The sequence below is a fragment of the Sphingopyxis sp. LK2115 genome, from assembly GCF_014595975.1.
Classification (GTDB): Bacteria; Pseudomonadota; Alphaproteobacteria; order Sphingomonadales; family Sphingomonadaceae; genus Sphingopyxis.
Window position 1 is genome coordinate 25377 of sequence record NZ_JABWGQ010000059.1, and the last position, 20104, is coordinate 45480.

The 20104-nt window shown below is 61.6% G+C and carries 15 protein-coding genes and 1 tRNA gene; 7 read left to right on the forward strand and 9 right to left on the reverse strand.

All coding sequences use genetic code 11. The annotated features are described in order from the left end of the window. Positions 1 to 43 precede the first annotated feature (43 nt). A complete protein-coding gene (gdhA, locus tag HUW43_RS14115; RefSeq protein ID WP_188237998.1) occupies positions 44 to 1399 on the reverse strand; it encodes an NADP-specific glutamate dehydrogenase in 1356 nt (451 codons plus the stop codon). A gap of 144 nt (positions 1400 to 1543) precedes the next feature. On the opposite strand from gdhA, the gene HUW43_RS14120 reads away from it, so the two are divergent. Then, positions 1544 to 2491: a tetratricopeptide repeat protein gene (locus HUW43_RS14120; protein WP_188237999.1), complete on the forward strand. Its 948-nt coding sequence runs from the start codon at positions 1544 to 1546 to the stop codon at positions 2489 to 2491. A 237-nt stretch (positions 2492 to 2728) separates the two neighbouring features. Here HUW43_RS14120 and putA read toward each other — a convergent pair whose 3' ends face one another. Next, a complete protein-coding gene (gene putA, locus HUW43_RS14125; protein WP_188238000.1) occupies positions 2729 to 5824 on the reverse strand; it encodes a bifunctional proline dehydrogenase/L-glutamate gamma-semialdehyde dehydrogenase PutA in 3096 nt (1031 codons plus the stop codon). A 98-nt stretch (positions 5825 to 5922) separates the two neighbouring features. On the opposite strand from putA, the gene HUW43_RS14130 reads away from it, so the two are divergent. Both HUW43_RS14130 and HUW43_RS14135 read left to right on the forward strand, forming a co-directional pair. Beyond that, complete coding sequence (locus HUW43_RS14130) at positions 5923 to 6393, forward strand: Lrp/AsnC family transcriptional regulator (protein ID WP_188238001.1); 471 nt, start codon at positions 5923 to 5925, stop codon at positions 6391 to 6393. Between the two features lie 48 nt (positions 6394 to 6441). Continuing rightward, a tRNA-Gly gene (locus HUW43_RS14135) sits at positions 6442 to 6515 on the forward strand. Positions 6516 to 7119: 604 nt separating this feature from the next. Here the strand turns inward: HUW43_RS14135 and HUW43_RS14140 are convergent. Together HUW43_RS14140 and HUW43_RS14145 are read right to left on the reverse strand one after the other, a co-directional pair. Then, a complete protein-coding gene (locus HUW43_RS14140; RefSeq protein ID WP_223181549.1) occupies positions 7120 to 8052 on the reverse strand; it encodes an ArdC family protein in 933 nt (310 codons plus the stop codon). 300 nt (positions 8053 to 8352) lie between these two features. Beyond that, on the reverse strand, positions 8353 to 9495 hold the full coding sequence (locus HUW43_RS14145) for a helix-turn-helix transcriptional regulator (RefSeq protein ID WP_188238002.1): 1143 nt from the start codon (positions 9493 to 9495) through the stop codon (positions 8353 to 8355). Between the two features lie 191 nt (positions 9496 to 9686). On the opposite strand from HUW43_RS14145, the gene HUW43_RS14150 reads away from it, so the two are divergent. The 4 genes from HUW43_RS14150 to HUW43_RS14165 all read left to right on the forward strand — a co-directional run bounded on the left by HUW43_RS14150 (position 9687) and on the right by HUW43_RS14165 (position 12033). Beyond that, on the forward strand, positions 9687 to 10274 hold the full coding sequence (locus tag HUW43_RS14150) for a hypothetical protein (protein WP_188238003.1): 588 nt from the start codon (positions 9687 to 9689) through the stop codon (positions 10272 to 10274). A 40-nt stretch (positions 10275 to 10314) separates the two neighbouring features. Beyond that, positions 10315 to 11115, forward strand: a complete 801-nt coding sequence (locus HUW43_RS14155) for a hypothetical protein (RefSeq protein WP_188238004.1) — start codon at positions 10315 to 10317, stop codon at positions 11113 to 11115. A gap of 27 nt (positions 11116 to 11142) precedes the next feature. Further along, on the forward strand, positions 11143 to 11562 hold the full coding sequence (locus HUW43_RS14160; RefSeq protein ID WP_188238005.1) for a hypothetical protein: 420 nt from the start codon (positions 11143 to 11145) through the stop codon (positions 11560 to 11562). Positions 11563 to 11844: 282 nt separating this feature from the next. Then, positions 11845 to 12033 (forward strand): hypothetical protein, encoded by a 189-nt coding sequence (locus tag HUW43_RS14165; protein WP_188238006.1) that lies wholly within the window; start codon positions 11845 to 11847, stop codon positions 12031 to 12033. Positions 12034 to 12109: 76 nt separating this feature from the next. Here the strand turns inward: HUW43_RS14165 and HUW43_RS14170 are convergent, their stop codons facing one another. From HUW43_RS14170 to HUW43_RS14190, 5 genes are all read right to left on the reverse strand, one after another. Beyond that, on the reverse strand, positions 12110 to 16501 hold the full coding sequence (locus HUW43_RS14170; RefSeq protein WP_188238007.1) for a type I secretion C-terminal target domain-containing protein: 4392 nt from the start codon (positions 16499 to 16501) through the stop codon (positions 12110 to 12112). Beyond that, entirely contained in the window at positions 16498 to 17295 is a 798-nt protein-coding gene (locus tag HUW43_RS14175) for a hypothetical protein (RefSeq protein ID WP_188238008.1), read from the reverse strand. The genes HUW43_RS14170 and HUW43_RS14175 overlap by 4 nt, the downstream gene beginning before the upstream one ends. A gap of 163 nt (positions 17296 to 17458) precedes the next feature. Beyond that, positions 17459 to 17836: a hypothetical protein gene (locus tag HUW43_RS14180; protein ID WP_223181550.1), complete on the reverse strand. Its 378-nt coding sequence runs from the start codon at positions 17834 to 17836 to the stop codon at positions 17459 to 17461. A 134-nt stretch (positions 17837 to 17970) separates the two neighbouring features. Then, positions 17971 to 19455, reverse strand: coding sequence for a relaxase/mobilization nuclease domain-containing protein (locus tag HUW43_RS14185; RefSeq protein ID WP_188238010.1), 1485 nt, complete (start codon positions 19453 to 19455; stop codon positions 17971 to 17973). Between the two features lie 9 nt (positions 19456 to 19464). After that, positions 19465 to 20104: MobC family plasmid mobilization relaxosome protein (locus tag HUW43_RS14190; protein WP_223181551.1), on the reverse strand; the 640-nt coding region annotated here is incomplete at its 5' end.

Below are 20104 nucleotides of genomic sequence, written 5' to 3' on the forward strand. Positions count from 1 at the left end.
TACCCCTTTTCCCCCAACCTGGCATTTTACGCCCTGGACCGAATTACACCACCCCGAAAGCCAGCATCGCGTCGGCAACCTTCTTGAATCCCGCGATGTTGGCGCCCTTTACATAGTCGATATAGCCACCCCCCTGATCGCCATAGGTCAGGCAGCGCGCGTGGATGCCGTCCATGATGTCCTTCAGCATCTGTTGCAGCTCGCCTTCGCTCCAGGCGCGGCGCGCGCTGTTCTGGCTCATTTCCAGCCCCGACACCGCGACGCCGCCGGCGTTGGCGGCCTTGCCCGGCGCGAACATGATCTTCGCATCCTTGAAGACATGCACGCCGTCGAGGTTGGTCGGCATGTTCGCGCCCTCGCTCACCGCGATGCAGCCGTTCTGGACCAGCCTCTTGGCATCTTCGCCAAGCAGCTCATTCTGCGTCGCGCAGGGCAGCGCCACGTCGCACGGCACGCCCCACGGCGTCTTGCCGGGGGTGAAGGTGGCGGACTTGAACTCGTCGCAATAATCCTCGATCCGCCCGCGGCGATGCGTCTTGTGCGCCTTCACCCAGTCGATCTTGTCCTGGGTGATTCCGTCGGGATCGTGGATGAAACCGCCCGAATCGGACAGCGTCAGCACCTTGCCACCCAGTTGGACGATCTTTTCGGCGGCGTGCGTGGCGACATTGCCCGAACCCGAGATCACCGCCGTCTTGCCGACGAGATCCTGCCCCTTGACCGCAAGCATGTTGGCGAGGAAATAGACCGCGCCATATCCCGTCGCCTCGGTGCGGATCAGCGATCCGCCCCATTCCAGCCCCTTGCCGGTGAGCACCCCCGTGAACTCGTTGGTGATGCGCTTATACTGGCCGAACATGAAGCCGATCTCGCGCCCGCCGACCCCGATGTCGCCCGCGGGAACATCGACGTCGGCACCGATATGACGGTAAAGCTCGGTCATGAAGCTCTGGCAAAAGCGCATGATCTCGCGCACGCTCTTGCCCTTGGGATTGAAGTTCGACCCGCCCTTGCCGCCGCCCATCGGCAGGCCGGTCAGCGCATTCTTGAATGTCTGCTCGAACGCAAGGAACTTCAGCACGCTTTCGGTGACGCTGGGGTGAAAACGGATGCCGCCCTTATAGGGGCCGATCGCGTTGTTGTTCTGGACGCGCCAGCCGCGCTGGACGCGGATATTGCCATTGTCGTCCTCCCAGCAGACGCGGAAGGACACGACGCGGTCTGGCTCGGCGATTCGCCGCAATATCTGTTGCGCGTGATATTCTTCCTTGTCGGCGATGAAGTCGAAAATGTCCTCGGACACTTCCTGCACCGCCTGGACGAATTCGGGCTGCCCCGGGTTGCGCCGTTGCACGCCCTCCATGAACGTCGCAAAATCGACGTGATCCGAAACTGCCATGCACCCCTCCCCTGCTGACTGGGAAAGCCGGTGCGACCCCTGACGATTTTGTCGTTGACCGACCTCGTGGGTCGAAGGCTACACCATCGCCGGGCAAAGGCAATATGGCGCGCAGTGCGTCGGCCATTTTTCGCGGGAGCAAAAATGAGCGAGACCAACTGTATGACGACCGGAAAAGCGTCCAGGCTGAGCGCCACCAATCGCGCGATCCTGATCGCCGCCTTTGTGCTGCTCGTCGCGGCGATCGGCTATGCGATATGGCGCGATTCGGCGCCCGCCGCCGACCAGGCGAGCGAAGGGGGCGCGGCGCCGGGCGACCAGCTCGCCGCGCTGGAGGCGCGCGTGCAGCGCGAACCGGAGAGCGCCGACGCCTGGACCGCGCTCGGCGGCGCCAGGTTCGACCTTGGCGATTTCGCAGGCGCCGCTGCCGCTTATGAAAAGGCCGTGGCGCTCTCGCCCGAATCGGCCGGGCTCTGGTCGGCGCTCGGCGAAGCGCGGGTGATGGCGAGCGAGCGCGACCCGATGCCCGCCGCGGCGTCCAAGGCTTTCGACAAGGCGATCGCGCTCGACGCCAAAGATCCGCGCGCCCGCTATTTCCTTGCGGTCAGAAAGGACATTGGCGGCGATCACAGGGGCGCGATCGAGGACTGGTTCGCGCTGCTTGCCGACACGCCGCAGGGCGCGCCGTGGGAAGCGGATCTGCGCCGAACGATCGAACAGGTCGGCGCGATCCACAAGATCGACGTCGCGGCGCGGCTGGCGGCAACGCAGGCGCGGCCGCTGACCGCCGACGAGATGCCTGTCGCGGCGCGCGCGATCCCCGGGCCGAGCCGCGCCGAGATGGAAGCCGCGTCGCGGCTCCCCAAGGGACAGCAGGATGCGATGATCCAGGGCATGGTCGATGGGCTTGAGGCCAAGCTCAAGGCCAATCCCGCCGACGTCGATCGCTGGATCATGCTGATGCGCAGCCGCATGACGCTGGGCGAAACCGCAAAGGCGGCGCAGGCGCTGAAGGACGGCATCGCCGCCAATCCCGCCGCCGCGGGACGGCTGAAGGCGCAGGCGCAGCTGCTCGGCGTGCCAGGGGCATAGCCGGGCTTGGCGTCAAGCCGTCAAAGGCGTATGATAGGTCGGCTGCGGGGGGCAACCAAAAAGGGTCGCCGCGGCACCGTGCCGCGAGACGCTTTAAGACGTATTGCCTGGGACAGCCGTCCACTCTGTATCAGGCCTCGCGGTTTCCCGGCCGCAGGACGGGGCGGCTGATTGTCCTGCCCGCATCGTCACCCCGGCGCAGACCGGGAGGATGCGGAAGGAGCGGCCATGCGCGCCTTACCCCGCCATCAGCGCCGCATTGCCGCCCGCCGCGGTGATGTCGGTCGAAATCGTCTTTTCCTCCGCAAAACGGTGCAGATAATGCGGACCGCCCGCCTTGGGCCCCGTTCCCGACAGGCCGCGTCCGCCAAAGGGCTGCGACCCGACGATCGCGCCGATCTGGTTGCGGTTGACATAGACGTTGCCGACCGCCGCACGCGCCGCAATGTGGGCAGCGACGCCGTCAATGCGCGTGTGGACGCCGAGCGTCAGCCCGTAACCCGACGCATTGATCGCGTCGATCAGCGCGTCGAGCTCGCCGCCCTTCCACGTTGCGACATGCAGGACCGGCCCGAAAATCTCGCGCTTCAAATCGGCGACATGGTCAAGCCGGATCAGCACCGGCGGCACGAAATGGCCGCCTGCGGGCAGAATCGTCCGCCCGGCTTCGGCAATCACGCGCCCCGCGGCGCGCGCTTCGGCGACATAGGCGGCGATATTCGCCTGGGCCTCGGCGTCGATGATCGGCCCCACGTCGGTTGCAAGGATCGCCGGATCGCCGACGTTGAGCTCGGCCATCGCCCCTGCAACCATGTCGATCATCGTATCGGCCACATCTTCCTGCACGCAGAGCAGACGCAACGCCGAGCAGCGCTGCCCCGCCGACTGAAAGGCGCTGGCAACCGCATCGCGCGCGACCTGTTCGGGAAGCGCCGTCGAATCGACGATCATCGCATTCGCGCCGCCCGTCTCGGCGATCAGGGTCGCGATCGGGCCGTCGCGCCCGGCCAGGCTGCGGTTGATCGCGCGGGCAACCTCCGTCGATCCGGTGAAGGCGACGCCGCTGATGTCGGCATGGCCGGTCAGCGCCGCGCCGACCGTTTCACCACGGCCGGGAAGATAATGCAGCACATCGCCCGGGATACCGGCTTCGAGCAGCAGTTCGACCGCGGCGTGCGCGATCAGCGGCGTCTGCTCGGCGGGCTTGGCGAGCACGGCGTTGCCCGCGGCAAGCGCCGCCGACACCTGGCCGAGAAAAATGGCGAGCGGGAAGTTCCACGGGCTGATGCACACGAACACGCCCTTGCCCTCGAGCATCAGCTCGTTCCGCTCGCCCGTCGGGCCGGGCAATGCGACGGGATAGGTGAAATCGGCACGCGCCTGGGCCGCGTAATAGCGGAGGAAATCGACCGCTTCGCGCACCTCGGCGACCGCATCGGCCAAAGTCTTGCCCGCTTCGTCGATCGCAAGGCCGAGGAAGGCGGCGTCGCGCTCTTCGAGCAAATCGGCGGCGCGTTCGAGCCGCGCGGCGCGAAAAGCGCCGCCCGCAAGGCTCCAATTGCCTTGCGCCGCGCGCGCCGCCGCGACCGCGTCGGCGACCGCCGCCGCATCGGCCTCGATCGCCTGCCCGACGATGGCGCCCGTCGCGGGGTTGCGCACGGGTTCGGCCCGGCCGTTTCGCGCTGCGCCGCCGACGATCGGCGCGGCAATGCGGTCGCTGCGCCGCGCGGCGCCGATCGCCGCGACCAGCGCCTCGGGCACGCCGGGATCGCCCAGATCGTAACCGCGCGAATTGCGCCGTACCGGGTCGAACAGCGCCAGCCCGGTGGCGATGTTCGAGGACGCCGGGCTGGCGACGCTGCGCGGATCGACCGCCAGCGCTTCGGCGCTGACGTCGGGGTCGGAAAACTGGTGGACGAAGCTGGAGTTCGCGCCATTTTCGAGCAGGCGACGGACGAGATAGGCCAGCAGGTCGCGGTGCGTCCCCACCGGCGCATAGACACGCACCGGGCGCGGCGGCGGGAAGAGCGCGACCAATGCGTCATGCGCGCCCTCGCCCATGCCGTGCAGCCGCTGCAACTCGTAATCGGCGCCCGCGAACAGTTCGGTGACGAACGCCAGCGTCATCGCATTATGACTGGCAAAGGCCGGATAGATGCAATCCTGATGGCCGCGCAGCAGTTGCGCGCAGCGCATATAGTTGAGGTCGGTGTGCAGCTTTGCGGTGAACACCGGAAAATCGCCAAGGCCCAGCGTCTGCGCACGCTTGATCTCGGTATCCCAATAGGCGCCCTTGACCAGCCGCATCGACAGTTTGACGCCGCGCGTCCGCGCCCGCTTCGCGAGCCAGTCGATCACCGCGGGCGCGCGTTTCTGATAGGCCTGAATGACGATGCCCAGCCCGGCCCATCCGTCGGCAATCCCCGCGTCGATCAGCGCCGCGAACACATCCATATGCGGTTCCAGCCGATCGCTTTCCTCGGCGTCGATCATCAGCGGAATGTTCGCCGCGCGCGCGGCTTTCGCAAGCTCGATGACGCGCGGAACCAGTTCTTCGCGCACGCGCGCAGCTTGCAGATATTCGTATCGCGGATGAAGCGCCGACAGCTTGATCGAAATGCCGTGGTTCGCGTGCGGATCGCCCGGTTTGGCGTCCTTTCCGATGCGGGCAATCGCGTCGGCATAGCTTTCATGATAGCGCGCCGCGTCGGCGGCGGTGCGCGCCGCTTCGCCCAGCATGTCGAAACTCGCCAACTCGGCCTTTTGCTTGTCGGCGCGTTTGACCGCCGCGTCGATCGTCTCGCCCATCACGAACTGCTGGCCGAGCAGCTTCATCGCCGCCAGCGCCGCCTGCCGGATCACCGGTTCGCCCGAACGGCGGATCATCGCCTTGAGCAGCGTCAGCGGGTTGGCCTTGCTGCCCATCGCGTCCAGCATCAGCGTCGCCGAACCGAGCGACAGGCCGCGCGCCGACAGCGCGACGATCAGCGGGCTGTCCGCATCGTCGCCCTCCGCCCAGTGGCGTCCGGCGATCTTGTCGCGGATCAGCGCGTTTGCGGTCGCATGGTCGGGGACGCGCAGCAGCGCCTCGGCCAGGCACATCAGCACGACGCCTTCCTCGGTCGAGAGGCGATAGCGGTTCATCAACTGCGCGACGAGCGTCTCGCGCTCGCCTTCGGCCTTCGCTTTGCGGATCAGTTCCAGCCCGCGCTGCGTCACTGTCGCGACGCTGGCGGGCGAGGTGGCAAGGGCGGCGCGCAACTCGGCGACGATATCGGTTTCGCTGCGGCGGGCAAGGGCGCGGATTGCGGCGCGGTCGGGGTCGTGAATCATGGCGCTGGCTTAGCATATCGTCGTGCGGCGATCCGACTTGTTTCGACCGCTGATATGTGCATATCGACTAATTTTATGGCTTCGAATGGTCGAACAGGATGAAGATTAGCCGTGATACGGTCGATCTGGACGATTTTGACCGCAAGATACTGGCGATTCTGGGCCGCGACGGGCGGATCACCTTCACCGAGCTTGCGCTGCGGGTCGGCCTGTCGAAAACGCCGTGTCAGCAGCGGGTGAAGCGTCTCGTCGACAGCGGGCTGATCACCGGCTTTCGCGCGATCGTCGATCCCGCCAAGGTCGGGCTCGACCATGTCGCCTTCACCGAGGTCAAGCTGTCGGACACGCGCGAGGAGGCGCTGAAACGGTTCAACGCCGCGGTGCGGCAGATTCCCGAAGTCGAGGAATGCCACATGATCGCAAGCAGCTTCGACTATCTGCTCAAGGTCCGCACCCCCGACATCCGTCGCTATCGCATCGTGCTCGGCGAAAAAATATCGAGCCTGCCGCACGTCGCCAGCACGTCGACCTTCGTCGCGATGGAAACCATCTGCGAATCGGCCCGCTGACAGAGGTGATTGACCGTCGCGCGCAGCTGTGCCAATCGCGCAACCCGCGCGGGTGTAGCTCAATGGTAGAGCAGAAGCTTCCCAAGCTTACGACGAGGGTTCGATTCCCTTCACCCGCTCCAAATCTTCAGATTCCACTAAAGTTTTGAAAAACAATAGCAAAAACCGCCGGTTTTTGCCTGTGTAGGTACTGTGCAGAAAAATTTGCGGAACCGTCGCGCGGCCACGCGCGCAAAATCCGCTTCTACCCTCCCCAACATCGCCCATCAAAGCAGCCCCGTCTCGGGTTGATTCGAGCCTTGTTGTGGGCCATCCCTCGGCTATGGCGCGCAGCGCCCATATTAGGGCTAGAAGCGGCAGGTTAAGACGATGCGAGCAAGACGCAGACAGGACGAACAGCGCATGAAGGCGCGGGCGCGCCGCGTCATGACGCTGTGGTCGCGCGGTCTCTCCGATGCGCCTGCGCATTCGCCGCGCGCGGTCGGGCGCAATGCCTCGACGCATTGCCGCCCTTGCTCCTGCTGGCTGTGTAGCGGCCATAAGGACGTGCCGCGCAAGCGGGAACGCGGCTTCGAGGATCATCAGGGCTGAAAGCCTTCTGTCCGGCGCGGCCCAAAGGTCGCGCCGCCTACTCAGGGGTGGGTTGGGCGGGATAAGAAATAGCCGCCGTCACCATGACGGCGGCTGCACCAGATGCCGGAGGGTCGCCCCTCCGGCGTTTTCGATTCAGGCGGCTTCCTTCACCTCGTCGGGTTGCGGCTGCAAGCTGTGGAGATAATCGGCGGCGCGCTGCGCATGGGCGGCGGCGCTGAAGATGGCGCGCTTGTCCTCCTTCAGCACCTTGAGCCAGTTGCCAATATAGGCGGCATGCTCGTCACGGGGTTCCGGCGACAGGCTGAGGTCGGCGCAAAGGAACGCCGCGCCAAGCTCTGCGACAAGTTCCTCCATCGCATAGCCTTCATCGCCCCACCGCTTGCGGCCAAAATCTCGCTCCAAGCGGTTCGCGCCTTTCGTCCAGTGGGTCATTTCATGGGCAAGGGTGGCGTAATAGGCTTCGGCTTCGCGGAAGGCTTCAAAGGGCGGCATTTGCACAAAGTCTTGTGCGGGGCTGAAAAATGCTCGGCTGCCGCCGTGGCGAATATCCGCACGGGTGGCGGCAAAGAACGCCTCCGCATGCTCGATGCGCTGCACGCTATCGGCGGGAGGCTCGGCCAGCGCATAGAAATGCGCGGGCAATCCGTCCACCTGCTCCACGTTGAACACGGTGTATCCCTTCATAAAAGGAATATCGCGCTCGGATTCCTGCCCGCTCTCGTCGGTTTCGGTCTTGGTGATAGTGTTGGCGTAAACGACAAGATTGCCCTTTTCACCCTTGCGGACGTTGCCGCCAAGCTCCTGCGCCTGCTTGTAGGTCATCCAGATAGGCGCGTTATAGCCGCGCTCGCAGGCTGCGCCCCATAGCATCAGGACGTTGATTCCACGGTAGGGCTGACCGTTTGCGCGCAGCGGGCGCGTGATGCGTCCTGCGGCATGCTCGGCGCTCCACGGCTGAAACCACGGGCGGACGCCATTTTCCAGTGCGGTCACGATATGGGCGGTTACTCGTTCATAAACATCTTGTTTCATTGCCTTTTCTTCCTTGGCTGATGGGTTGCGCATGCAACCGACTAGCCACGCGGCAATGAGCGGGGATTCAGCCGTCCAGACCGGAAAACGGGGGATGGCGCGGGCCGGAGCGCAGCGACTACACGGCTCCCGTTTTCCGCACCCAAGGCTTGACTTGGGGCTTGGTCTTGACGGTGAAGGGCGGCACGCCCCCAAAGAAAGAAGGAATGCGGACGAAGGCCGCACGTTATCCGCGCGCGGGATTGTTACCGTATGGCCGAGACGCGCCTGCGTGGCGGCTCGGTGCCGCAAGGCATAAAGCCCAATCCGGCAACGCCGGACGCGCCCATGCTGTCAGTGATTGGAAACCGTCGAAACGCTACGCGCCAGCAAGGCCACCGCTTCCGCTTGCCGATGCGTGCCCGTCTTGGCCAGAATCCGCTTGAGATGGCTGCGCACGGTCGCGAGACCGATGCTCATGTTTGCGGCGATGTTCTCTAGCGAGGCTCCCCGCCCAAGGAAGGCAGCAACGCTTGCCTCTGTGCGGGTCAAACCCAAGAGTTCACGCAACCGCTCCACGGCAATCGGCGCTTCGGGGTCGCGGATGAATACCAGCACGCAAGGCCGCTGCTCGCCGAAGGCGCAAGCCGAGGGGCGCAAGGGCGCAACCTCAAGCGCCAGCGGCATGCGATGCGGACGCGGAACGGACAGCGCCGCACCGAGTTTAGCAATCTTGCCCCGTGCCGTGTCCATCGCCCCGCGCACCAGCGCCAGCAGCTTGTCGTGAAGGGCTGGCGGGCGCAGCGCCAGCCGTCCGCGAATAACCGCAAGCTCCGCATTCTCGCGCAGCAGCCGCTCCGCCATGCTGCTCGCCTGAATGACGCGGCCCGTGCCGTCCACCATCAGTACGCCCGTATCCAGCCTGTCGAGGGCCTGTAAGGCGGCGGCATGGGATTGGGATACCGCCGCGAACCGCTGCCCAAGGCGCAGTGCCCGCTGCAAGTGCGGCAGCACCAGTGCCGCCTGCTTCCGTTCGTGGTTGGTATAGGCTCCCGCACCCTGCGGCCTGTGGATGCCGAGAACGCCAATCGCTCCGTCTGCTGCGGGGAATACCGCCCCGAGCATATGATGAATATCCAGATGCCGGAGCCATTCCTGATAAAAGCCGCTGCGCGCCTGCTCCTCGGGGGGCACTAAATCCTCATCGGTGATGATACGCTGCATGCCGTAAGCTACGCTGCGCTCCACCCATAAATCCTTGCGGTGCCAGTCGTCGGCCCAAGCCTGCTCCCGCTCCGACACCATGAGGTTGTCCGTGCATTCCAGCAAATTCACGCGGGCATTGTCGCCGTGCAGTTTAAGAACGGTGCTGGTCGAGCCGAGCGTTTCCGCGATGCGCGTAGCTGTTCCCGCCCAAAGGCTATCGTCCACCGCTGCATCGTATAGATGCGCAATCAATCCCGAGAGGCGAGGTTCAAGAACTTCTTGGGACAGCATGGCCGCGTAACGCTCCCCGTATTTATGCGGTGATAACAGTTAACCTTATCCGCTCTTCAAATAACCCTGCATGAACAACGCCGCACGGCAGCATTGCTCAAGACTGCGTGATTTCTCCCCTGTTTAGGGGACGAACGGGCCTCCGCGCCACCTTAACCATAGCGGGAAGAATTTTCACGCGCGGAGATATCATGAAGAACGCCCGTTCCCTCGTTGTGCCGCTGCTGCTGACGGCAGGGCTTGCCGCCTGCGGCCAGAACGCCGCGACGGCAGAGAATACCGCCGCCACAGAGGGGGCAGCGGAAGCGGTATCCGGTGGCACGGCGGGCATGACTGCCGCCGAAACCAGTACCGCCTCGGCAAACCAAGCTGCCGTGCCCGCTACGCCGGAAGCCGTTCCGGCCAAGGCGCAAGCGGCCACCGTCGCGGCCTTGCCGCTCAAGCGCGGCTATTACGTCGAGAGCGATACGCCGTGCGGCCAAGCCTCTAACGCCACCACGACGCTGCTGCGCCGTGAGGGCATCGGCGGCGCGCGGGATTTCTGCGAGTTCAAGAAAATCGAGCAAACGGGGCCGAACACCTACCGCGTGACAGAAGCCTGCGGGGATTTGCAGGACAATGCGCCCCCGGAAACCAGCACCTCTATCTACACCATTACGGGCGATACGGCCTTCACCGCCAAGAGCGAGCACGGCTGGGAGCGTAGCGCCCGCTACTGCGCCCAATCGACAATGCCGCCTGACTGGCGCGCCAACGATATCAGCGACGTGACAGGCTGACCGCTGCCGCGCTCCATCCATTCCCGTCAGGAGATTCCCGATGCAGCGAAGGGCTGCGCTTTGTTCCGCTTTCATCGGCGTGGCTTTGGCCGCGCTTACGCCCGCCTACGCGCAAACCGCCTCGACGCCTGCGGCCAAGATGGGCATTGCGGGGGTGCGTATCGGCATGACGGAAGCGGAAGCCCGCGCGGCGCTGACGGCCTTTGATGCCAGCATGCGGATTATCCGGACCACCTCGCGCTATAACTACGCTGCCGGAGAAGGCAGGCCGGAGAACCTCTCCACGCCGGAATTTCTCGACAGGCTGGAAGTCCAGCCTGCGCGCGGCGGGTTTGAACTATTCATCGTGTATTTCGCGACGCCGCCGTCCGAGCCGCGCGTCATCGCCATTGAGCGCCCTAATCTCGCGCATACGCAAAACCCGCCGACGCAGCAGCAATTCCGCGCAGGCCTTCTCGCCAAATACGGCCAGCCGTCCTTTGCCGAGCCGCACCAGCTTGTCTGGGAAGAAGCAGGCAAGCCGCGCTGCGCCTTCACCCGCCGGGGCAACCGCCCCTATGTCGGGCACGAACTCTCCCGCAACCGGATTGTCCCGACATTCCAGAATGAACGGCGGTATCAATCGCTCGGCCTGACGCTGGCCAGCGATCCCGCCGCCTGCGGGCAGGTGCTCACCTATAGCTATGACATTTGGAGCGGGCCGGTGCGCGCGGCCAAAGCCTCCCTCATCGACCTCGGGGCGGTCTGGTCGGCGGAGACACGCAGCAGCCAATGGGTGAACGGCCTCAAGGCCGAGGCCCAGCGCAAGGTGGATGCGCAGGCGCAAGCGCCGAAGCTGTAGCAGGAATGAAAACCGTAAGGGGATGATATGGGACTGACCACACTAAGCGGAGCCGTCAGCGGCATTCGCCATTCGACTGAAACGCGGGGCACGGTGGGCCGTAATGGCGGCTCCGTGAAAACCGGACAGGTCATCGCGTTTCGGGTGGGCGAGCGCTCCGCACAAATCAAACTGGCCGATGTGCCGGACATCCGCGATGGCGATGAGGTAACACTGGCCGGACGCGAGAAGAACGGCGTGTTCAAGGCGCTGGCGCTGCGCAACGACAAGACGCGGGCCGTTTACAGCATCCCGACGACGGTTGGCTATCTGATGGGCGTGACGCTCATCGCGCTCGGCGTGATGACGCTCATTTTCCTGATTGGCGTCGTGTTTATCGCAGGCGGTTTGTGGACGCTCTACGAGGCGTACAGCTACACACAGGCGGCGAACATGCTTAGGGGGTGAAGCGCTTCCAGCCGCACGGATGGCATTCAGGCGGTTATGCTCCGGCGGAATCGAGATTCGGGGCAAGTCAGAAACTGGCGCGGGGCAATCTCCCTGCGTGTCCGCCCCCATACGTCCTTTGCATCATGCACCCTGCCACCGGCTTTGCCTGCTGGGTGCAAGCCCTCAAGGGCTCCTTCTCTCCGTTGCGGTCCTACGGATGCACCCGGCAATCCCGCTGGCGTCATCGGGAGGCATGAAAGGCCGTAGTGGTTGCGGCCTCAAGCAAAAGGGAGACAGCCCATGCGCCTCATCGTCGCTTCCGAACTCGACAACCTGCCGGAAACCGCTCTGCACTCCAAATTCTACACCGTGCAGCAGGAACTGGCTTTCACCGCGCCTGCCACCACCGAGCGTGCAAATGCGCTGGCGTCCCTCGAAAACATCAACCGCGCGATCATCACGCGCCGCGTCAAGGGACCGGACTTTTAAGCCTCCGCCCAAAAGAAAACCGCCAGCGGACGAAACTCCGCTGGCGGCTTTCTTGTTCAGAGGCATATCGCTGGTCTTATGCGGCCAGAAGGTGGCCGTTGGCAACAAGCGTGTCCACATCGGGCAAAGCCGTCACGCCTTGAAGCGTTGCCACATGCACCCAGTCGTGCACGGTGCCTGCGCCGTCGGGATCGACAAACATATTCGACTTCTTGCCGCTGCGGGTAAACTGGACGAAATCAGCCAGCGCGTCCGTTAGAGGATCATAGGCGGATAGAAGATTGCTGATGTCGATTTTGTCGCCGTGCGCCAAGCTGAAATCCTTGATCGTATCTACGTCGGTTCCGATGTGGTTGGCACGAAACACGAAGGTATCCGCACCGATGCCGCCGTCCAGCGTATCACTGCCGCGTCCGCCGACCAGACGGTCGTCTCCATCGCCGCCGCGCAGGATATCATCGCCATTGCCGCCACGAAGAATATCATTCCCCGCGCCACCTTTGAGGACGTCGTTACCAGCTCCTCCAACAAGAAGGTCGTTACCATTCCCGCCACGCAGGATGTCGTTACCGAGGCCGCCATAGAGGCTATCGTGCCCGTTTCCGCCAATCAGAATGTCGTTACCGGCGTAGCCGTAAAGCGTATCAGCGCCACCGAGGCCGCGGATCGTATCGGCGGCCTCAGTGCCCTCTAGAAGGTCCGCGCCGGATGTACCCGTGATCGTGCCCGTCCCTGCGGAGACAGCCGCAATGATATAGGCCACGTCATGAATTGTGCCGTCCATAAAAGCGACTTCCTCGATGCGCGTCTCGTCGCTTGCAAAGAAGCCCGTCACGGTGATTTCGTCCGCGCCAGCGCCGTATCTGATGAGTAGATCATCCCCGTCCTGATAATAGGACACGCTCGAAGATTCGACCGACGCAGCGAAACGGATGCGATCCAATGACCCACCTTCATCAACGATGGTGTCGGAACCGTCACCTAAATTGAACCAGTAGCTGTCGTTGCCCACGCCGCCATAGAGCGTATCATCTCCTGCGCCGCCCACGATCACATCATCGTCCGCATAGCCCCAGATAACATCGTCGCCAGCGAGACCGTAGATAAAGTCGCGCCAGACAGTTCCATGCAGTGTATCGTTGTCCGGCGTGCCGTAAATGCCATCGTCGTCACCGCCGGAGCCGATTGATGTTACACTGGTAATAAAGCCGTCGCGATCCACAGCAAGCGACAGCTTGGTGCCGCTATTCAACTGCACGCGAACAACGGCGTCTTCATCCTCTGCTTCCGGTCTTTCGATACCGAGCAGCATAGAGGTATTATCCGCATAGAGCTCCAAACCTTGAGCGCCATGAGGGCTCGTCCACCACGACGTCACGAGCTGCGAAACGTCGGATACCGTATATGGCAGAATGATAATATCTTTCTGCGCCGCGCTATAATCCACAAAGTTGGTCTCGCTGTAGGGGCTCATAACAACGGTGTCCGCACCAAAGCCGCCATAAACGGTGTTAACCCCCATACCGGCATCGATAAAGTCTGCGCCATCACCGCCGTAAATAAGATCGTTGCCGTAGCCAGCGATGATGGTGTCATCGCCCCCAAAGCCGTGAAGCGTGTTGTCCTGCCCTTCGTAGCCCGTCAGAACGTTGTTGTCCCAGTTCCCTTTGCCAAAGAAGGACGAGTCATAATCAAAGAGCGATGCCGGTTGTCCGGTCTCGCCCCATTCCCAAGTCGTTCCATCACCGAAGGCGATTTGCAAAGGCACGAACGATCCGTTGTTATAGAGCTTCAGTCCCTCAATCGAAATGGCGCCGTAACCATCAACCGTAATCAATGCGTCTGCATAGGTAACGGGGAAATAGGTGCCAACCGAAGGGTCGCCGTCCTGTTCGCTTTGATTGAAGAACTCGACAGAAACCTGATCTGGCAAGATGCCATTCGCCATAAGGATCAGCAGTGGCGCATTTACAGGGTTCAGGCCGGGTGCAAGCTCGCTACCATACGAAACAATCTGGTCATAACCACCTTGATAGCCAATCGTAATGCGGCCCATCGTCTCGAAACCGCCGGTCTGAATGACGATAGTGTCGTCCTGAATCCCGCCGGTAAATGCACCTGTGCCATAGAAAGAGATAGTGTTACCGACAGCGTTACTGCCTATAACCATTGAGGGCGTTTCTGATATCAGATGTGTATGCACGCCGCTTGCGTCAAACATCTCTGCGGTATTGTACTGCACGCCAAGCGTAAAGAGAATGTTGGCCGCAGAGGTAGAGTAGTCCAGCGTACTCTCAGACGATGCGTTGACATCGTATGTATAACGAACATCCGGAATAATATATTTTGCCGCCATATTCAGCACAGGGCCGGGCAGATTACCGTTTACAATGTCATAGTATTGACTGGGAGAAAATCCGAAGAAATCGAAGTTCAACAGATGGTCTTTGCCAGTTCCGTTAATGTTCTGCACAACGGAATTGACATCGTCGCGGATGAGGTTTGATGTATCATAAAACACAGTATCGCCGCCAGCGCCGCCGTCAAACCAGCGCTCCACACCCGCCACAGGGGTGCTGAGCCACAAGCCGTCGTCATAATCTGTCAGTGTCAGATGCTCGACCGAGAACAGGTAGTCTTTGACAGTATGCATGGAGCCCATCAGCTTGACCGTGCCGAACCCGGATTCCGCTGCGGCGCTAAAATCCGCTTCCAGCCCGGTAGTGTAGCTGTAGGGGTCATAATTGGGAGCGGGGTAAATCTCCCCCTCCGGCGGATCAATATAAATGCCGGAGTAGTCCACTGTATCGATACCATGACCGCCGATAACAAAATCTCCGCCGATACGCGCGTAAACAGCATCGTTCCCTGCGCCGCCGACAACGATCTGTGCGCCGCTTGTAGATTCAGACGTCGAATTTTCGATGAACATCTGCGTAGAATTGCCGCCCGATGCCGGGATGACATAGTTAAAAGCATCCCGTGTCGTTGAAATTGTTATTTTCTGAATATGTTCAAACTGATCCAGAATGTATTGCTTCTGAAGGTCGTCAATACGCAGATTTCCGAGCAATAATTGCTTTGAAATAATGTTTGAAGGGGTCTCGTTGTCAAATTGCCATTTCGCAGATGAAAAATCAGCGGTGATGCCCGTGTTTCCCTCCGTCAGGCTCAATATGCCTTGCAGAGCATTATGTTCCGTTGCGTAGTCGCTTGATTGCAGCACCTTTTCCATGGCCAGCTTCGCCGCAAACTCGACAAAAACCTTGCTGAGCTGTTCCGCATATCTAAGGACGGCTGCGCCTTTCGAGGCCACCCCCATCGCAACGCCAAGATCGCTCGCGTCGTCGTAGAGCGCGCGTATCGCAGTATCGCCATAAGGGCGGGCGAATTCATCGTCAGGCCCATTATCGATAGCCGAGTAGGCGATGATCGTTCGCATTACCTTATCAAAGCCATGAGAGTTTTTGACGCTATCTTTTGCGGAGCTGTCTAAATCATTTGCATTACTTTCTGCGGCGTAACGCCCCTCAAGCGTCATTCCAATGTCAAGCGCGAAGCGGTTATCATAGAGGACAGGCCAAAAATATTTCGATGACTTATGCCAATCTATTCCGCTCAGTAAATTCCCATCCGGCCCCTTTTCTTCGGCAAACATGCGGATAACGAGCGTTGCCACGCTATGCAAATCGTATGGGTCGACCCGGCTATCGCTGAAATGCATATCCAAAGGTTCCGGCTTCGGGTTGATTTGACCAAAATGCCCGCCAACAAAGCCCAGAGGAAATTTTCCAAGAACCTCACCCTGAACGAAGTATGCGCTTAAGCTAGCGTAATTTGTCGCCTTGTATCCGGAGGACCCGTCGATAAGCTCGTAAAAGTCCTGACCATACATAGGGGCTTGAGTTTGCGCGTTTGGATATGTTGTGCTCGCCGCAGCAGAAACGAAAGCCATATTGTCAAATAGTACGCCAGACTTGTGGTAGACGGCCCCGACAAGACCAGCGAATCCGGCCCCCATTGAATGTCCTGTAACAGAAATATTCGCAGAATATGGGTCGGCGGGGGCGTTGTTGTTAAGTGCGCCTGCCACAGCGCGGTAAAATTCAAAAGCCATGCGGGACTGGGGTGTGTCCGCGATACCCGATCCAACGCCGTAGCCGTTATTCACATCCAAAGATGTCTGCCACTCCTGAGTTTCATTGTTCCACTCCACGATCATGTCATCCGTACCGCGGTAGGAAATTACTGTGCTTCCCGCATAGCTGTAAGCAACAGCGTAGAAGCCTATGCTTTGGGCGGTTTCGTTTCCAAGGCTTCTATAGACTGTCGCCTCTCCAAGTTTTGTAACGCCATTAATTGCTTCGGAGTCCTGGGAATCATTGCCAAATACAAGCCCCGCATTGTACCCTCGGTTATAAGAGTCCATTGCTAGAATAGCGTTCATAAGTGCGTGACTGATTGTCATTCTTTCTCCCCCTTGCTGAAATCTCCTCCATGAAGAATGTTAGACAATTTAGGGCCTCCGCCCAAAAACTGACCATCTAAGTATCCGCCGCGCACTGTGTTTAGAAACGGTAAAAGGCCATCAATCGCTTTTGTCACAGGCTCCTCCGTCATTTCAATCACGACCGACTTCAGCCTCACGCCCGCTCCGAAGGCTTCTTCAAACCTATTGTTATAAATGCAATACTGCCGGTCTTTCTGTGCCGCCGTCTGCCCCTCGCAAGGCTTTACCTCAAGAAGCATTTCCACGGTCTTGGGGTCGCTCGCGTCTTTGAAGTAGACAAGTTTAGGATACCATTTCGGCGGCAGTTCGACGGGATTGCCCTTTTCGATTTCTTTCATCTTCCGGTTGCCATCTGCCGACAGCCATCCGCCTTTGGGAAAGTATACATAGCCCGGCAGGTCAGAGGCATGATCAGCGCCCAGAAAATATCCGCTCAGCAGACCAAACAAAACGCCGCGCGGTCCCAAATCTACAACCACGGCTTCACCCTTTACCTTCACGCTGGCCTGAGACTCCGGCAGAGGAGACAGCCCCGAGCGGATAACAACCTGACGAACCGCGCTGCCTGTCATGACACCCTCCGGCGTTTCCACGGCGATAGTCATTTTATACCTGAAACCCGCATCCTGGGGCAGGGGATCGCGCCCGCCCGCACCCGCACAGGACGCCATTGTGAAAATCAAAGCCGAAGCCGCACCGATAGAAAACAACAATCCCTTCGCAGCGCAAAATATTCGAAACATTCGTATCAACTCACATTGAAATTGCACATTCGATCTATTTTCGATTTGGTGTCGAAAACAAAATCAATATTAGTATTAGACGAGAATCAAACTTTAACGTGATAAACATCGAGAGAATGATGGCACGGCAGCGAACTTTAGTTCAAATACATTATTTGTATTGCTATAATACTTATAGACGCGGCGTCATATTGAACTTCCCACGCAGCGATGGCGGCTTGGATGATGATGGCGATGCGGGTGTTTGCTGTGCCGACTTCGGCGGCGGTGGAGGTAGGGGTTTCGGTGCAGGCGGCGGCGAAGGCTGCGGCAGAAACTTCGACCTGAACCCAGTGCGGGCAAGTAGCGCGCGCAGGCCGCGCGCACGGCGGTTTTTCACGCTGCGGTTCTTCGCCGGATTCATGAAACGCGAGAGCACACGGCGCACCGTCGGCATGAACGTGGGCACAAGCTCGGGCGGGTCTTCAAACCCTTCGCTGTCCTTCGCGGTCGCGCCTGTATCCACCTGTTCCGGCGACGGCGCAGCGTCCAGATGCAGGAAGCGCGACACGGCGGCGGATATTGCCGCCATATCGGGAAGCCAGCCGAACAGCCCTTCGGCGGCGGCTTCGCCCTGCTGACCTGTGGCAACCTTTTTCTTCTTTTTCTTGCGGCCCGGTTCTGGTTGCAGGAAACGCGAGCCGCTTACTTTGCCGGTCTCGGCGGCGGTTCCGCCGCGCGCCCTTCCTGCCGTTGCAGCTCCGCCTCGCGGCGGTCTTGTTCGACCTGCGCGAGCAATCGCGCCGCGCGCGCCGAGTCCTCGGCATATCGGACACGGTCCCGCGCAAACCCCGCCTGCTGGTCGCGCCGCTGCTGGTCGTGGCGTTCTTTCAGTTCCGCGATGTGTTCGGCTCTGTCCTGACGGAGCAATGTGCGGAGGTCGGCGCGCTCGATGGCCTGCCGCTCTCGCAGGTGTTTCCATGCGGTGTCGCGCTCAAGGCGCTTCTCCGCGCCGCGCCCCGGATTGAGGCGGTTTTGCAGGGCTTCGATATATCCCTCGATGCCGGACAATTTTCCATCGCGGATGAAGCGCTCGCGCTCGGCCTGCTGCTGGCGGCGCAGGCCGTCTATCTTTTCCCGCGCTTCAAGAACGAGCACATGCCGGAGCTGGCGCAATTCGGCATGATGCCACTTGGCCAGTTTCTCGGCCTCGGCCTGTTCGCGCGCAGCCAAAGCCGCCGCAACGGCGGGCGCGAGTTCCGGTGCGCCGGAATCCCGCTCTTGCGCGTCCGTTATCTCGCCCTGCGCCTTCGTCGCGGGCGCGAGATCTTCGACGGGCGGGCGCTGCATCTCGAATGCGGGCGGCTCGGCATCTTTGTGCCGCTCGCGCTGCTGGGCTTTGGCGTCGCTGGCTGTGGGGAGCGTATCGCGGTCCACATTCGCCATGAAAGCCCGCGCTTCGGCGGCTTTCATTTTGAGTTCGCGGCTCAGGCTGTAAACGCTGCCCTCCGGCCCGACGAGCACGAAGTCCTTGCTGTCGCCCCGCGCCAGCACATAGCCCGCTTCTTCCACGGCGGCCTTGAACGTCATGCCGCTGTCACAGGATGATTTGAGCGCCGCAAGCTGCGCCCGCCGCTCTTGGGTGGAAAGGCCGCTGCGTTCGGCCTGCTGATGCTCCGCATGACTGACCTCCGCGCGCGGGAACTCCGGCTGCTTGGTGCGGTCACGCTTCGCGTGCTTCCCCGGCACATGCTCATGACCGAACTCGCGTTCCAGCTTGAGGCTGGCGCGCTCATGGGCGAGATAGTTGTTGCTATCCGAGCGCATGGTCATGGTTTCGAGGTCGGTGCGCGCCCAGACGATATGGATGTGCTGGCGGCCTTTCTTTTCGTGCAGGACGACGGCGCGGGGCTGGCCGTCCAGCCCGAGTTCCTGTTCCAGCACTTCCACAGCCCGCGCCCATTGCTGGGGCGTCATCTCATAGCGGGCGTCGGGGTCGATATTGACGTGATAAAGGCCCTTCTTGCCGCGTGTGCCTTCCGAGAGGGTTTGCCAGTCGCGGAAGGTCGCGGCCAGGTCATCGAGGCCGGAGTGCAGTTCCAGCACCTCCATGCGCTCGTTGGTGTCGGTGCGCTGAAGGTGGGCGGCAAGCTGGCGGGGTCCGGCGCGTGAGCCTCCTTTGATAATCATGCCGCCGCCTCACGGTTCGGGCGGCGGGATGAACTTGGACAACCCCGCAGGCGGGATGGCCTCCGGCGCTGCCGGTGCCGGGATTGGAGCCGGTGCGGATGCCGAGGCCAGCGGCGATGCCGCCGCTGGCGCGCGATCCGGCTCCTTGCCGAGCGCGTCATAGATGAGGCTGCGGATGTGGGCGAAGTCGGCCAGCGCTTCACGCAGGTCCGGCAGGACGGTTTCCGGCTGGCCGCCTGTATGCAGATAGCGGGCAATCTGGTTCAGATTGCTGCCGGTCTTGCCAAGGTGGCCGAGTATTTGACGCAGCGCAGCACTGTCCGCAGGGATGCGCCGCTGCGCGCGGGGACCGGCTTCGCCGATGAGCGCCGCGCGGGCGAAGGCGGCGGCGGCCATGCCCGCCCTGTCGGCGCGGGCGAGAAACGCCGACTTTTCGTCGGGCGTGACGCGGGCATAGATGGTGGCGGTGCGTTGCCGCCGTTCCGACTTGCGCCGCCCGGAAGGGCTGTGCTCTGAGCCGCTATCGCTCAAGCGCATCTCCTTTCTGCCGGACGTATCCGGCTGCGGGGTCGAGGGGGCGTCCCCCTCCGTCAGGGTGCAGGTTAGCGTCCGCGCTCGTGGTGTAATTTCCGGTGTAGGCGATGGTGTA

Bases quoted from the DNA above. Each gene is read 5' to 3' on its own strand.
- gdhA (WP_188237998.1), bottom strand. From the start codon at position 1,399: ATGGCAGTTTCGGATCACGTCGATTTTGCGACGTTCATGGAGGGCGTG.
- HUW43_RS14120 (WP_188237999.1), top strand. From the start codon at position 1,544: ATGAGCGAGACCAACTGTATGACGACCGGAAAAGCGTCCAGGCTGAGC.
- putA (WP_188238000.1), bottom strand. From the start codon at position 5,824: ATGATTCACGACCCCGACCGCGCCGCAATCCGCGCCCTTGCCCGCCGC.
- HUW43_RS14130 (WP_188238001.1), top strand. From the start codon at position 5,923: ATGAAGATTAGCCGTGATACGGTCGATCTGGACGATTTTGACCGCAAG.
- HUW43_RS14140 (WP_223181549.1), bottom strand. From the start codon at position 8,052: ATGCGCAACCCATCAGCCAAGGAAGAAAAGGCAATGAAACAAGATGTT.
- HUW43_RS14145 (WP_188238002.1), bottom strand. From the start codon at position 9,495: ATGCTGTCCCAAGAAGTTCTTGAACCTCGCCTCTCGGGATTGATTGCG.
- HUW43_RS14150 (WP_188238003.1), top strand. From the start codon at position 9,687: ATGAAGAACGCCCGTTCCCTCGTTGTGCCGCTGCTGCTGACGGCAGGG.
- HUW43_RS14155 (WP_188238004.1), top strand. From the start codon at position 10,315: ATGCAGCGAAGGGCTGCGCTTTGTTCCGCTTTCATCGGCGTGGCTTTG.
- HUW43_RS14160 (WP_188238005.1), top strand. From the start codon at position 11,143: ATGGGACTGACCACACTAAGCGGAGCCGTCAGCGGCATTCGCCATTCG.
- HUW43_RS14165 (WP_188238006.1), top strand. From the start codon at position 11,845: ATGCGCCTCATCGTCGCTTCCGAACTCGACAACCTGCCGGAAACCGCT.
- HUW43_RS14170 (WP_188238007.1), bottom strand. From the start codon at position 16,501: ATGACAATCAGTCACGCACTTATGAACGCTATTCTAGCAATGGACTCT.
- HUW43_RS14185 (WP_188238010.1), bottom strand. From the start codon at position 19,455: ATGATTATCAAAGGAGGCTCACGCGCCGGACCCCGCCAGCTTGCCGCC.